Source organism: Kitasatospora sp. NPDC058965 (assembly GCF_042741245.1).
Taxonomy (GTDB): Bacteria; Actinomycetota; Actinomycetes; order Streptomycetales; family Streptomycetaceae; genus Kitasatospora.
The window spans coordinates 1-13,528 of record NZ_JBHYKG010000241.1 but is presented as its reverse complement, the minus strand read 5'-3'; the positions used below and the strand labels follow the sequence as shown (position 1 = coordinate 13,528).

The 13,528-nt window shown below is 73.8% G+C and carries 10 protein-coding genes; 4 read left to right on the top strand and 6 right to left on the bottom strand.

Translation table 11 applies throughout. The features are described 5' to 3' along the window. Positions 1–25 precede the first annotated feature (25 nt). Both metG and ACFW1A_RS29845 read right to left on the bottom strand, forming a co-directional pair. Complete coding sequence (gene metG / locus ACFW1A_RS29850; RefSeq protein WP_380414142.1) at positions 26–1,735, bottom strand: methionine--tRNA ligase; 1,710 nt, start codon at positions 1,733–1,735, stop codon at positions 26–28. A 145-nt stretch (positions 1,736–1,880) separates the two neighbouring features. After that, complete coding sequence (locus ACFW1A_RS29845) at positions 1,881–3,695, bottom strand: LCP family protein (protein ID WP_380414140.1); 1,815 nt, start codon at positions 3,693–3,695, stop codon at positions 1,881–1,883. 148 nt (positions 3,696–3,843) lie between these two features. On the opposite strand from ACFW1A_RS29845, the gene ACFW1A_RS29840 reads away from it, so the two are divergent. Further along, positions 3,844–4,470 (top strand): alpha-ketoglutarate-dependent dioxygenase AlkB, encoded by a 627-nt coding sequence (locus ACFW1A_RS29840; protein WP_380414137.1) that lies wholly within the window; start codon positions 3,844–3,846, stop codon positions 4,468–4,470. Between the two features lie 44 nt (positions 4,471–4,514). Then, entirely contained in the window at positions 4,515–4,931 is a 417-nt protein-coding gene (gene tsaA, locus ACFW1A_RS29835) for a tRNA (N6-threonylcarbamoyladenosine(37)-N6)-methyltransferase TrmO (RefSeq protein WP_380414134.1), read from the top strand. Between the two features lie 9 nt (positions 4,932–4,940). On the opposite strand, the gene lysA is transcribed toward tsaA, so the two are convergent. The 3 genes from lysA to ACFW1A_RS29820 form a co-directional block, all read right to left on the bottom strand. Further along, complete coding sequence (lysA, locus tag ACFW1A_RS29830; protein WP_380414132.1) at positions 4,941–6,215, bottom strand: diaminopimelate decarboxylase; 1,275 nt, start codon at positions 6,213–6,215, stop codon at positions 4,941–4,943. 370 nt (positions 6,216–6,585) lie between these two features. Next, on the bottom strand, positions 6,586–7,596 hold the full coding sequence (locus tag ACFW1A_RS29825; RefSeq protein WP_380414128.1) for a 1-acyl-sn-glycerol-3-phosphate acyltransferase: 1,011 nt from the start codon (positions 7,594–7,596) through the stop codon (positions 6,586–6,588). Continuing rightward, complete coding sequence (locus ACFW1A_RS29820; RefSeq protein ID WP_380414123.1) at positions 7,593–8,360, bottom strand: GNAT family N-acetyltransferase; 768 nt, start codon at positions 8,358–8,360, stop codon at positions 7,593–7,595. Before ACFW1A_RS29820 ends, ACFW1A_RS29825 begins: the two co-directional genes overlap by 4 nt. A gap of 212 nt (positions 8,361–8,572) precedes the next feature. On the opposite strand from ACFW1A_RS29820, the gene mptB reads away from it, so the two are divergent. Beyond that, a complete protein-coding gene (mptB, locus tag ACFW1A_RS29815; RefSeq protein ID WP_380414121.1) occupies positions 8,573–9,973 on the top strand; it encodes a polyprenol phosphomannose-dependent alpha 1,6 mannosyltransferase MptB in 1,401 nt (466 codons plus the stop codon). 11 nt (positions 9,974–9,984) lie between these two features. Continuing rightward, positions 9,985–11,235, top strand: a complete 1,251-nt coding sequence (locus ACFW1A_RS29810; RefSeq protein WP_380414119.1) for a glycosyltransferase family 87 protein — start codon at positions 9,985–9,987, stop codon at positions 11,233–11,235. Here the strand turns inward: ACFW1A_RS29810 and ACFW1A_RS29805 are convergent. Continuing rightward, positions 11,207–13,426 carry an NADP-dependent isocitrate dehydrogenase gene (locus ACFW1A_RS29805; RefSeq protein ID WP_380414117.1) on the bottom strand — a complete coding sequence of 740 codons (2,220 nt, stop codon included), beginning with the start codon at positions 13,424–13,426 and terminating at the stop codon, positions 11,207–11,209. The genes ACFW1A_RS29810 and ACFW1A_RS29805 overlap by 29 nt on opposite strands. Between the last annotated feature and the right edge of the window lie 102 nt (positions 13,427–13,528).

Sequence of the window (13,528 nt, the reverse complement as noted above, 5' to 3'; positions counted from 1 at the left end):
GCACCGGGGACCGGCGGCAGCAGGACTACTGCGCGCCGAACCGCTCGCGCCAGGCCGCCAGGTCCTCGTCGGTGACCTTGGCGAAGAGCACCGGCGGGACGGTGAAGGCGGTGCCGGCCGGGACGAAGTCCAGCGCGGCGGCCTCGGCCTCGGAGACCCAGCCCGGCTCGCCGGCCGCGGCGGAGGCGAAGACCCCGCGCATCGCGGCGCCGGTGGCCGGGATGAACGGCGCGGAGAGGACCCCGTAGAGGTGGATCAGGTTCATCGCGGTGCGCAGCGTGAGCGCCGCGCCGGCCTCGTTGGTCTTGATCTCCAGCCAGGGGGCCTTGGACTCCAGGTAGACGTTGCCCGCGCTCCACAGCGCGCGCAGCGCCTGGGCGGCCTTGCGGAACTGCAGGGTGTCCAGGTGCCCCTGGTACTCGGCGACCAGGCCGGCCACCTCCGCACCCAGCGCCCGCTCGGCCTCGCCCGCCGCCTCGCCGGCCGGGACGGTGTCGCCGAAGCGCTTGAGCGAGAAGGAGAGCACCCGGTTGACGAAGTTGCCCAGGGTGTCGGCCAGGTCCTTGTTGACCGTGGTGGCGAACAGCTCCCAGCTGAAGCTGGTGTCGTCCGACTCCGGCGCGTTGGCCATCAGGAAGTAGCGCCAGTAGTCGGCGGGCAGCAGGTCCAGCGCGGCGTCGGTGAAGATGCCGTGCTTCTGGCTGGTGGAGAACTTGCCGCCGTAGTAGTTCAGCCAGTTGAAGGCCTTGACGAAGTCGACCTTCTTCCACGGCGCCCGGGTGCCGAGCTGGGTGGCCGGGAACATCACGGTGTGGAACGGGACGTTGTCCTTGGCCATGAACTCGGTGTAGCGCACGTCGGTGGCCTCGTACCACCAGGACTTCCAGTCCCGGGTGGCCGGGTCGGCGTCCGACCACTCCTTGGTGGCGCCGATGTACTCGATCGGCGCGTCGAACCAGACGTAGAAGACCTTGCCCTGGGCGGCCAGCTCCGGCCAGACGTCGGCCGGGACCGGCACGCCCCAGTCCAGGTCGCGGGTGATGGCGCGGTCGTTGAGGCCCTCGGTCAGCCACTTGCGGGCGATCGAGGAGGCCAGGGTCGGCCAGTCCTTGCCGTGCTCGTCGATCCAGGCCTCGACCTCGTCGGCCAGCTTGGACTGGAGCAGGAAGAGGTGGGTGGTCTCGCGGACCTCCAGCTCGGTGGAGCCGCTGACCGCCGAGCGCGGGTTGATCAGGTCGGTCGGGTCCAGCAGCCGGGTGCAGTTCTCGCACTGGTCGCCGCGGGCCTTGTCGTAGCCGCAGTGCGGGCAGGTGCCCTCGATGTAGCGGTCGGGCAGGAACCGGCCGTCCGCGATCGAGTAGACCTGGCGGATCGCGCGCTCCTCGATGAAGCCGTTGGCCTTCAGCTCGCGGGCGAACTCCTGGGTGATCTCCCGGTTCTGCTGCGAGGAGGAGCGGCCGAAGTAGTCGAAGGAGAGCGCGAATCCGTCGTAGATCGCCTTCTGCGCGTCGTGCTGCTCGGCGCAGAACCGCTCCACCGACTGGCCGGCGGCCTTGGCGGCCAGCTCGGCCGGGGTGCCGTGCTCGTCGGTGGCGCAGATGTAGAGCACCTCGTGGCCGCGCTGGCGCAGGTAGCGGGAGTAGACGTCTGCCGGGAGCATGGACCCGACCATGTTCCCCAGGTGCTTGATCCCGTTGATGTACGGAAGCGCGCTGGTGATCAGGTGTCGAGCCATCCGGGAGAGCTCCCATTCATCGAAGTGGCGCGCGCCGGGTGCGGGCACCGGGCGGGCGGGTCGGCGGCGATCGCCGAGAATGCGCCCCAGTCTATCGGCCGCCACCGCCGCGCCCGTACCGGATAACCGGGGCGGCGCCCGCAGGTCAGGGCTGCGGAACGTCCGGCGGGGTGGTGCCGCTCCAGATGTAGATCTGCTTGCCGGAGCTGCCCCGGGCCGGGTTGACCTCCATGCACTGGTTGGCGTCGTCCTGGGCGTTCTGCGAGACCGCGGTGGTGGGCATCGCGGTCGGCGCCGGGGGCTGCGGGGCGCCGGAGCCCCCGGTGCCGGTGCCCGCCTGGAAGGCGGTGCCGGTGGTCCAGTCGGTGCCGACCACCAGGGTCAGGTGGGTGGCGGAGGCGGTGGACTCGGTCAGCGCCGCGTCCGGCAGGCCGAGCGCGCCGGCCAGCTCCTTGGCCTCGGCCAGCTTGGCCGCCGGGTAGAGCAGCTTGGTCGGGGACTTGGGCACCGTGCTGGTGTCGCGCTGCGCCCGGGTCCAGCCCTGCTGCACCAGCGCGTCGGCCAGTGCGGTGGAGCGGCCGGCGGCGCCGCTGGCGTTCTGCACGTCGACCCGGACGGTGGACCGGTCGGCCGCGGTGGCGGCCGGGGCGCTGCTCGGTGCGGCGGATGCGCTGCTCGCGGCGGCGGCGGCGGCGGGGGAGCCGGGCGCCGCGGGGGCGGGGGCGCCGCCGTTCTTGTCCAGCGGCACGTCGGCCGCGATCATCTGGAACAGCTTGGCCGAGTCGGGCGTCGGCTCGACCAGCTGGGCCTGCGGGTTTCGCGGGTCCGGCTGGTAGGCGAACGGCATGGTCACCGTGGTGATCCGGTTGGTCGGCACCTTGTTGACCTCCAGCGCCAGCGAGCTCAGCGCCTGCACCGTGCCGATCGCGGTGTCCACCTGGAGCGCGTTGCTGGCGGCCACCGCCAGGTCGTTGAGCTTGATCGGGTTGGCCAGCGTGTTGGCGGACTTCAGCTCGCGGATCATCGAGTTCAGGTAGAGGTGCTGGGCGTGGGTGCGGCCGATGTCGCTGCCGTCCTCCCAGGCGTGCCGGGTGCGCAGCCACTCCAGCGCCTGCTCGCCCTTGATCGAGTGGGTGCCGGCCGGCAGCACCAGGTGCGAGCCGACCTCGTGCCGGACCCCGCCCTCGTACTCGACCTGGTAGTCCATCACGTTCTGCTTGGTGCACACGTCCACGCCGCCGACCGCGTCGGCCATGCTGACCACGCCGGCGAAGTCGATCATCATGTAGTGGTCGATGTGGATCTTGGTGAGCATCTCCCAGGTGTTCACCACGCAGCCCGGCTCACCGACGTTGAGGCTGTCGGTGATGATCGACTTGCGGGCCTTGTAGACCTTCTTGGTCTTGGAGTTGGTGCAGTCCGGGATCTGCGCCTGGGTGTCGCGGGGGATGCTCAGGATCGAGGCGTTGGTGCGGTCGGCGGAGATGTGCAGCAGCTGCTCCACGTCCGCGTGCGGGTCGCCGCTGTCGCAGGCGCCGCCGAGCTGGCAGTCCTCGGGCTTGTCGCGGGAGTCGGAGCCGAGCAGCAGGATGTTGATCGGGGTCTGGCCGGCCGCGTTGGGGGTGGAGGCGGGGACCAGGGCGCTGCCGCCGTTGTTCAGGTCGCCGGTCTTGAAGTTGGAGTTGAGGTACTGGATGTACGCGTAGCCGCAGCCGGCCACCAGGACCAGGGCCAGGCCGGTGCTGCCGGCGGCGATCTTCAGCCGGCGCTTGCGGCGGGCCGCCTTGGTCGGCGGGGCGCCGTCCTTGCCGCGGCGGCCGCGGCCCTTGGCGGCCCGGCGGGCGGCGGCGCGACCGCCCTGGGGGGCGTCGCCGGTGCGCGGGCCGGCGCCGTCCGGACCCGCTCCGGGCTCGGCCGACGACTGCTCGGCATCCATGGACAGGTCGCGGTCGAGCGTCATCAGGTGTCCCCCAGCTGGCCGGCCAGGTCCCTCCCCTGACTCACGGCCGAACACTGTATCAATTCGAGATCAGAGGTTTATCAGTCGAATGCGATCCACTTCGATCACGAATCGAGCACCTGTTCGAACGAGGGAGTAGGGTGGCGCCATGGGCAGCCACCTGCAGGGGTCTCTCTTCGACGCCGGCGCCGAGCTCGGACTCGGGCCGCTGGCCGGGCTGCGCCGGGTGGAGCTGGGGCAGGGGGCCTGGGTGGACCACCTGCCGGGCTGGCTGACCGGTGCCGACGAGCTCTTCGACCAGCTGCTGCGCACGGTGCCCTGGCGGGCCGAGCGCCGGACCATGTACGAGCGCGAGGTGGCCGTGCCCCGGCTGCTCGCCTCCTACCGCGCCGGGCAGCCGCTGCCGCACCCGCTGCTCGACCGGGCCCGGGCGGCGCTGAGTGCGCACTACCGGCCGGAGCTGGGCGAGCCCTTCGTCTCCGCCGGCCTGTGCTACTACCGGGACGGGCGGGACAGCGTGGCCTGGCACGGCGACCGGATCGGGCGCGGGGCGGTGGCGGACACCATGGTGGCGATCGTCTCGGTCGGCGAGCCGCGCCAGCTGCTGCTGCGCCCGGTGGGCGGCGGCCCCGCGCTCGGCCACCCGCTGGGCCACGGCGACCTGCTGGTGATGGGCGGCTCCTGCCAGCGCACCTTCGAACACGCGGTCCCCAAGACCACCCGCCCGGTGGGTCCGCGGATCAGCGTCCAGTTCCGCCCGTACGGTGTCGCGTAGCGGTTGACGCCGCGCGGCAGCGGTCCTTCGGCAGGGGAGTGGGGATGGACGAGACGTACCAGGTGCGCGTGATCGGGCGGGTGGAGTCGGTGCTGCGCGAGCGCGGCGAGGCGCCGAAGCAGGGCGACGAGGGCGGGCCGGACGCCTGGCTGGCCTTCGACCCCGCGGTGGCGCGCGGGCTCGGCGAGCTGACGGTGGGTCAGCAGGTGCTGCTGCTCACCTGGCTGGACCGGGCCGACCGCAGCGTGCTGGCGGTGCACCCGCGCGGCGCGGCCGACCGGCCGGAGACCGGGGTCTTCGCCACCCGCTCCCCGGACCGGCCCAACCCGATCGGCCTGCACCGGGTCACCGTGCTCGCACTGGACGGCACCCGGCTCCGGGTCAGCGACCTGGAGGCGCTGGACGGCACCCCGATCCTGGACGTGAAGCCGGTGCTCGGCGGCGCCGCCGACGAGCGGTAGGCGCCGGAGCTAGACCTCGGTCTCCAGCGCCAGCAGCTCCGCGACGGTCTGGCGGCGGCGGATCAGCCGGGTGGATCCGCCGTCGACCAGCACCTCGGGGGCCAGCGGGCGGGAGTTGTAGGTGGAGGACATGCTCGCGCCGTAGGCACCGGCGTCGTGGAAGACCACCAGGTCGCCGATCTCGGCGCGCGGCAGCGGGACCGGCTCGACCTCGCCGCCGGCCAGCTGGGTGAAGACGTCGCCGGACTCGCACAGCGGGCCGGCCAGCACGGTGTCCCGCTCGACGCCGCCGCGCGGGGCGCCGTCGGGGGAGAGCACCGAGGCCCGGTGGCTGGCGCCGTACATCGCCGGGCGCATCAGGTCGTTGAAGCCGGCGTCGACCAGCACGAAGTGGTTGCTGCCGACCGGCTTCTGGGCCCGCACTTCCGAGACCAGCACCCCGGCGCCGGCCACCAGGAAGCGGCCGGGCTCGATCTCCAGCCGGACCGGGTGGCCCAGTTCGCGCACCAGCTCCTGGCGCGCCGCGTCCCACAGCCGGAAGTAGCGGTCGGTGTCCACCTCGGGCTGGCCCGCCGCGTACGGCACCGAGAGGCCGCCGCCGGTGGAGATCGCCCGCACGTCCCGCCCGCCGAGCCGGACCTGCTTGACCATGGCCTCGCAGACCGCCTCCAGGTGGCCGTAGTCCACCCCGGAGCCGATGTGCATGTGCAGGCCGACCAGGTCCAGCCGGTGACGGTCGACCAGGTCCAGGCTCTCCTGCAGGTGCTCGTGCCAGATGCCGTGCTTGCTCTGCTCGCCGCCGGTGTTGGTCTTGCGGCTGTGGCCGTGGCCGAAGCCGGGGTTGATCCGGATCCAGACCTTGTGGCCGGGGTTGGCCCGGCCCAACTGGTCCAGCATCTGCGGCGACCCGGCGTTGACCGGCACGCCCAGCTCGACCACCCGGCGCAGCGTCGGCCGGTCCAGCAGGTCGCAGGTGAGCACCACCGGGTCGTGCTCGCCGTCGACCCGGTAGCCGGCGGTCAGCGCGCGCTCCAGCTCGCCCAGCGACACGGCGTCCACCAGCACCCCCTGCTCGCGCATCAGGCGCAGCACGTGGGTGTTGGAACAGGCCTTCTGGGCGAACCGGATGGTGTCGAACTGCCGCAGCCGGGCGATCTGGGCGCGGATCCGCTCGGCGTCGTAGATCCAGGCGGGGGTGCCGTGGGTGCGGGCGACCTCGGCCAGCCGCGCACCGTCGAGGCCGCCGGTGAGTTCGCCGGTGCCGGAAGTCGGGGCAGTGGTCACGGGTCAGTCCCTCTCGCGCTGGTGTGGCCGCCACCGTACGGGCGGCCCGCAGGCCCGGAGAAATCCGTCCCGGCCCGTGGCACGGGCCCGTTCCGGCGGGCGGTGGCCCGGTCCGGAATATGTCCGCGCGGACCGCCGCCGGGGCATCGAATCGTGTCCGCACGCCCGCTGCGCCGGAAGAAAATCCGGTCCGGCTCCAGCGTCCGCCATGTGGGACGGGGCAGGCCACCGGGGGCGCGCCAAGGAAGCGTCAAGGCCCGGCCCGCGCGCGCCAGGAGCGCGTCAGGACGGGCCGGGGAGGTGTCCGACCGGGCATAGCGTCAGCCGTGGGAGCCGAACCGGTCGTGGGGGCCGGTGGCGGCTCCTGCCCTCACCGAGGGCCCGCGGTCGCGGGGACGGGCGGTTCGCCGGGGGAGGCGGACCGCCCGGCGACCGCGCTGCTCTTCGCGCCGCGCGGCCTCGGCACCGCCGGGACGGCGCAGCACACCGGGGCCGGCGCGGGCGCCGACACCCCGCCGCGGCGGCCGGGCACCGGCCGGGCCGCCGTGGCCGCCAGCTCCACCGCGGCCTGCGCGGCCCGGGCCAGCTCCCGCCGGCCGGCGTGCGGGCCCGCGGTGAGCGGCGGCGCGAAGACCGCCTCCACCACCAGGCCGCGCGCGGCCAGCACCCGGCGCAGCGAGCTGACCAGCCCGTCGTCGCCGACGAAGGCGGCCGCCGAGGTCGGCGTCCCGTCGCTGGTCCGGTAGCGCAGCGCCAACGGCTGGACCACCGCTCCGCTGTCCACCGCCGCCTGGAAGAACGCCGGGCGGAACCGGCCGACGGCCCGCCCGCACCAGGTGCTGCCCTCCGGGAAGACCACCACCCGCTCGCCGCGCCCGAGCGCCGCGCGCACCCGGTCCACCGTGCCGGGCAGCGCGTGCAGCCGCTCGCGGTCCAGGAAGACGGTGCCGGCCCGGGCGACCAGCGGGCCGAGCAGCGGCCAGTGGCCCACCTCGGTCTTGGCCAGCATCCGGCCCGGCCGCACCGCCAGCACCAGCAGGATGTCCAGCCAGGAGGTGTGGTTGGCCACCAGCAGGGTGCCGGTCCCGGCGCGGGGGTCGCCGAGCGGGGCCATCCGGTGCACCCGCAGCCGGATCCCGAAGGCGGCCAGCAGGGCGCGCCCGAACAGCCGGATCACCCGCTCGCGCGGCCCGGCGGGCAGTCGGCGCCCGACCGGGGCCAGCGCCACCCCGGTCAGCAGCACTGCCAGCGCGGCCAGCGCGCGCAGCAGTTGGCGCGCCGGCCCGACCCGGTGGGCGGGCCGGGCGACGCAGGCCTGCGGGGTGCAGGGCGCGGTGGGCAGCCAGGGGCCGGTCGCCCCCGCCACGCCGGGCCCGGTCACGCCGAGCCCAGGAAGTGCCGCAGGTAGCGCGGGTCGGTGCGGTGCAGCGAGAGCAGCACGAGCAGGTCGGCCACCCCGAAGTCGGGGTCGTGCGCGGGCATCCCGCCGATCCAGGCACCCAGCCGCAGGTAGCCGCGCAGCAGCGCCGGCACCGGGATCCGGCCGGTCCGGGCCACCCCGGCCGGGTCCCACAGGCGGTGCGGGGCGACCCGGTACTCCGGCGGGGCCAGGTGCTTGGCCGCCACCGCGTCCCAGACCCCGGCCGCGGTGGCGCCGCCGTCGGCCAGCGGCACCGAGCAGCAGCCGGTCAGCCAGCTGTGGCCGGACTCCACCATGTAGCGGGCGATGCCGCCCCACATCAGGTTGATCACCGCACCGTTGCCGCGGTGCTCGGCGCTGATGCAGGACCGGCCCACCTCGACCACGTCGGCGCGCAGGTCGGCCAGGTTGGCCAGGTCGAACTCGCCGTCGGAGTAGAGTCGGCCGGCGCGCTTGGCCTGCGAGGGGCGGAGCAGGCGGTAGGTGCCGACCACCTCCTCGGTCTCCTGGTCGACCACCAGCAGGTGGTCGCAGTAGTCGTCGAAGCTGTCGACGTCGAGCCCGGGCACGGGGCTGTGCAGCACCGCGCCCATCTCCTCGGCGAAGACCTGGTGGCGCAGCAGCTGGGCGGCCCGCACCTGGGTGGCGTCGGTGGCGAAGCGCAGCGCGTAGCGGGAGGGCGCGCCGAGCGCGGAGTCGGCGGGGCGCACGGGGGCAACGGTCATGGCGAACTCTCCGTCGAGCGGTCGAGTGGGAGGCGAACGGCCTGGCTCTCGGATTTCTCGCCGCCCAGCCTGGCGCGGGGGTTGCGAACCGACGGAGTCGAGATGTGCACCGGGCGAATGACTGGACCGCACCGGAACCTGACGCCCGCCGGCCACGTGGCGGCCAACGGCAGGTCGCCCGGCGGCCATGACGCCCCGTCACCGTACCCCGCATGCCGTACTGGGGCGTGACCGCCGATCCGCGCCGCTGCCGCCTGCTGGGGCTGGCCGGATCGCTGGTGTTGGCGGTCGGCGGCCTGGCCTCCGGGGCCGGCCCGGTGGACGCGCCGCGGGCGCTGGCCGACCTGGGCCTGTTCCTCGCCTACTTCGGCATGGTGCTGCTGATAGCGGCCTGGCTGCTGCTGGGGCTGACCCTGCGCGCCGCCGACGCCGAGCAGCGGCCCGGACCGCGCTGGCTGCGCACCACGCTGGTCTGGTGGGCCCTGCCGCTGGTGCTCGGGCCGCCGCTGTTCAGCCGCGACGTCTACAGCTACCTGGCCCAGGGCGCGCTGGTGCGCGCCGGGGTCGACGTCTACACCAACGGGCCGGCCGCGCTCGGCGGACCGCTGGCCGCCCAGGTGCCCGGCGTCTGGCAGCACACGCCGGCGCCGTACGGGCCGGTCTTCCTGCTGCTGGCCCGCGCGACCGAGCGGATCACCGGCAGCGGACTGGGCGCCGGCGTGGTCGGCCTGCGGCTGGTGGCGCTGCTCGGCACGGCGGTGCTGGCCGCCCTGCTGCCCAGGCTGGCCCGGGCCTGCGGGGTCGAGCCGGCCGCCGCGCTCTGGCTGGGCGCGCTCAACCCGCTGCTGCTCTTCCACCTGGTGGCCGGGGCGCACAACGACGCGGTGCTGCTGGGCCTGCTGGTGGCCGGCCTGGTCGCCGCCCGGCGCGGCTACCCGATGCTCGGCGTGGTCCTGGTCACGCTGGCGGCGCTGGTCAAACTGCCCGCCGCGCTCGGCCTGCTGGCGGTGGCGCTGCTCTGGCACCACCGGCTGACCGGCCGGGCCCGGCTGCTGCGGGCGCTGGCCTGCACCGCCGCCGTGGCGGGCACGACGACCTTCCTGGTCACCCTGGTGACCGGGACCGGCTACGGCTGGGTGCACGCGCTGGCCGTCCCGGTCTCGGCCGGCAGTTGGTCGCTGACCAGCGCGCTGGGCCGGGCCTGCGGCGCGCTGCTGCCGGGGCTGGCCGCCCTGGCGGTGACGGTGTGGCGCTGGCTCGGGCTGGCGGCCTCGGCGGCCGCCGTCACCGCGCTGGCCGCCCGGGTGCGCCGGCACGGCCTGGGCGTGGTCTACGCGCTGGGCCTGGGCCTGGCGGCGGTGGTGGCGCTCGGGCCGGCGATCCGGCCCTGGTACGCGCTGTGGGGCGTGGTGCTGATCGCGGCCGCCGCGCCGGAGGGGCGGGTGCGCCGCTGGGCGCCGGCGGTCAGCGGCCTGCTGGCCCTGGTGGTGGTGCCGGACGGATTCATGCCCAGCCGCGAGCAGTTGGTTCTCGCAGTGGCGGGCGGCACCTTGGCGGTGGCCGTAGTGTGCTGCCTGTGGCTGATCACCGGGCTTCGGACGGAGCAGTTTTGACCCTGCGTCAGATGACTTCACTGGCGGTGCTGGCAACGCTCGCGGGGGTGTTCCTCGCCGTCATCCCCGGCCATCGCGGCTGGTTCGACGTGGGCGTGTACTACGGCACCGTGCAGCACTGGACCCACGGCGGCGCGCTCTACGACTACCAGCGCCCCGGCACCAGCTACGGGTTCACCTACCCGCCGTTCGCCGCGCTGTGCATGCTGCCGATGGCGCTGGTCGGCTGGCACACCGCGATCGCCATCGCCACCACGCTCAACGTGCTGGCCACCGGCGCGCTGCTGTACTGGCTGGTGGACCCGATCGCCCGCCGGCAGGGCTGGAACCGCTGGTTCGCCCTCGGGCTGGCCGGGGTCGCCTTCGCGGTGCTCAACCCGGTGCGGGACACCTTCAGCTTCGGGCAGATCAACCTGCTGCTGATGGCGCTGGTCTTCGCCGACTGCCGCCAACTGACCCGCGGCGGGCGGTTCGCCGGGATCGGGATCGGCCTCGCCGCCGCGGTCAAGCTCACCCCCGCGGTGTTCATCGGCTACCTGCTGATCACCCGCCGCTACCGGGCCGCGCTGCTGGCGGTCGGCAGCGCGATCGGGGCCACCCTGCTCGGACAGGCGGCGGCGCCGCGCGCCTCGCACTTCTTCTGGCACCAGGCGCTCTGGGACACCAGCCGGATCGGGAACCTCGGCTACATCTCCAACCAGTCGCTGCAGGGCATGCTGGCCCGGCTGGCGCCCACCTCGCCGTCCAAGGCGGCCTGGGCGGCGGCGGTGCTGCTGGTGCTGGGGGTGTGGGCGCACCGGGCCGCGCGGGCCGACCGGTGCGGCGACCAGTGGACCGGGTTCGCGCTCACCGGGCTGGTCTCCTGCCTGGTCAGCCCGATCACCTGGGTGCACCACCTGGTCTGGACGCTGCCCGCGCTGCTCGCCCTGGCCGACGCCGGGCTGCGGGCCGACCGGCCGCTGCGCCGGCGGCTGCTGCTGGGCGGGGCGGCGGCCTGCTACGTGCTGCTGACCAGCGGGCTGGTCTGGCTCTGGAAGGGCCCGCCGACCGGGTTCGGCGGCTTCCTGGGCGCCAACTCCTACCTGCTGCTCACCCTGGCGCTGCTGGTGGCGGTGCCGGTGCCGGCCGCGCTGCGGCGCAGCCCGGTGCCGGAGACGGCACGGGGCCGCGCCAGGACCGTGGTCCCGGCGCGGCCCCTGCCGCAGATCACCCGCGACGTGGCCCGCGACCTGGTCAGCCGAGGGCCGCGATCGCCTCGTTGAAGGTGGCGGACGGGCGCATCACGGCCTCGGCCTTGGCCGGGTCCGGCTGGTAGTAGCCGCCCAGCTCGACCGGCGAGCCCTGGACCGCGATCAGCTCGGCGACGATCGCCTCCTCCTGCTCGGTCAGGGTCTTGGCCAGCGGGGCGAAGGCGGCGGCGAGGGCCGCGTCCTCGGTCTGCTTGGCCAGCTCCTGGGCCCAGTACAGCGACAGGTAGAAGTGGCTGCCGCGGTTGTCGATCTGGCCGACCCGGCGGGCCGGGGACTTGTCGTTCTCCAGGAAGGTGCCGGTGGCCCGGTCCAGGGTGTCGGCCAGCACCTGGGCGCGGGCGTTGCCGGTGCTGGTGGCCAGGTGCTCGAAGCTGGCGGCCAGCGCGAAGAACTCGCCCAGGCTGTCCCAGCGCAGGTAGTTCTCCTTGACCAGCTGCTGCACGTGCTTCGGGGCGGAGCCGCCGGCGCCGGTCTCGAACAGGCCGCCGCCGTTGATCAGCGGGACGACCGAGAGCATCTTGGCGCTGGTGCCCAGCTCCAGGATCGGGAACAGGTCGGTCAGGTAGTCGCGCAGCACGTTGCCGGTGACCGAGATGGTGTCCTCGCCGCGGCGGATCCGCTCCAGCGAGAAGGCGGTGGCCTCGGCCGGCGCCATGATCTCGATCTGCAGGCCCTCGGTGTCGTGCTCCGGCAGGTACTGCTGGACCTTGGCGATCAGGTTGGCGTCGTGGGCGCGGGTCTCGTCCAGCCAGAAGACGGCCGGCGAGCCGGTGGCGCGGGCCCGGGAGACGGCCAGCTTGACCCAGTCGCGGATCGGCACGTCCTTGGTCTGGCAGGCGCGGAAGATGTCGCCGGCCGAGACCGGCTGCTCCAGCACCACGGCGCCGGACGCGTCGACCAGGCGGACGGTGCCGTCGGCCGGGATCTCGAAGGTCTTGTCGTGGCTGCCGTACTCCTCGGCGGCCTGGGCCATCAGGCCGACGTTCGGCACCGAGCCCATGGTGGCCGGGTCGAAGGCGCCGTGCGCGCGGCAGTCGTCGATGACGACCTGGTAGACGCCCGCGTAGCTGCTGTCCGGCAGCACGGCCAGGGTGTCGGCCTCCTCGCCGTCCGGGCCCCACATGTGGCCGGAGGTGCGGATCATGGCCGGCATCGAGGCGTCGACGATGACGTCGGACGGCACGTGCAGGTTGGTGATGCCCTTGTCCGAGTCGACCATGGCCAGCGCCGGGCCGTCGGCCAGCTCGGCCTCGAAGGAGGCCTTGATCTCGGCGCCCTGCTCCAGCGCGTCCAGGCCGGCCAGGATGCCGCCCAGGCCGTTGTTCGGGTTCAGGCCGGCCGCGTCCAGCACCGCGCCGAACTGCGCGAAGGTCTTCGGGAAGAAGGCGCGCACCACGTGGCCGAAGACGATCGGGTCGGAGACCTTCATCATGGTGGCCTTGAGGTGCACCGAGAAGAGCACGCCCTCGGCCTTGGCCCGGACCACCTGGGCGGCCAGGAACTCGCGCAGCGGGGCGACCCGCATGACCGAGGCGTCGACGACCTCGCCGGCCAGCACCGGGACCGACTCGCGCAGCACGGTGGCGGTGCCGTCGGCGGCGACCAGCTCGATCTTCAGCGAGCCGTCGGCGGTGATCACGGCGGACTTCTCGGTGTGGCGGAAGTCGTTGACGCCCATGGTGGCGACGTTGGTCTTGGACTCGGCGGTCCAGGCGCCCATCCGGTGCGGGTGGGTCTTGGCGTAGTTCTTCACCGACAGCGGGGCGCGGCGGTCCGAGTTGCCCTCGCGCAGCACCGGGTTGACCGCGCTGCCCTTGACCTTGTCGTAGCGGGCGCGGACGTCGCGCTCCTCGTCGGTCTTCGGGTCGTCCGGGTACTCCGGCAGGGCGTAGCCCTGGGCCTGCAGCTCGGCGATGGCGGCCTTGAGCTGCGGCACCGAGGCCGAGATGTTCGGCAGCTTGATGATGTTCGCACCCGGCGTCTTGGCCAGCTCGCCCAGCTCGGCCAGCGCGTCGGGGATCCGCCGGTCCTCCTCCAGCCGCTCCGGGAAGTGCGCGATGATGCGCCCGGCCAGCGAGATGTCGCGGGTCTCCACAGCGACACCCGCCGTCGAGGCATAGGCCTGGACCACCGGCAGGAACGAATAGGTTGCCAGGGCCGGGGCCTCGTCGGTGTGCGTGTAGATGATGGTCGAGTCAGTCATCGGTACTCCGCTTCACGGCTACAACGTCTTGATGTCAAGATATCTCGTCCGGGGGGTGCTACGACACCCGGCCCGGCCGGTGAGTCGGGGAACGTTCGAACG

Coding starts and splice junctions, on each gene's coding strand:
- metG (WP_380414142.1), bottom strand. CDS start 1,735: ATGGCTCGACACCTGATCACCAGCGCGCTTCCGTACATCAACGGGATC.
- ACFW1A_RS29845 (WP_380414140.1), bottom strand. CDS start 3,695: ATGACGCTCGACCGCGACCTGTCCATGGATGCCGAGCAGTCGTCGGCC.
- ACFW1A_RS29840 (WP_380414137.1), top strand. CDS start 3,844: ATGGGCAGCCACCTGCAGGGGTCTCTCTTCGACGCCGGCGCCGAGCTC.
- tsaA (WP_380414134.1), top strand. CDS start 4,515: ATGGACGAGACGTACCAGGTGCGCGTGATCGGGCGGGTGGAGTCGGTG.
- ACFW1A_RS29820 (WP_380414123.1), bottom strand. CDS start 8,360: ATGACCGTTGCCCCCGTGCGCCCCGCCGACTCCGCGCTCGGCGCGCCC.
- mptB (WP_380414121.1), top strand. CDS start 8,573: ATGCCGTACTGGGGCGTGACCGCCGATCCGCGCCGCTGCCGCCTGCTG.
- ACFW1A_RS29810 (WP_380414119.1), top strand. CDS start 9,985: ATGACTTCACTGGCGGTGCTGGCAACGCTCGCGGGGGTGTTCCTCGCC.
- ACFW1A_RS29805 (WP_380414117.1), bottom strand. CDS start 13,426: ATGACTGACTCGACCATCATCTACACGCACACCGACGAGGCCCCGGCC.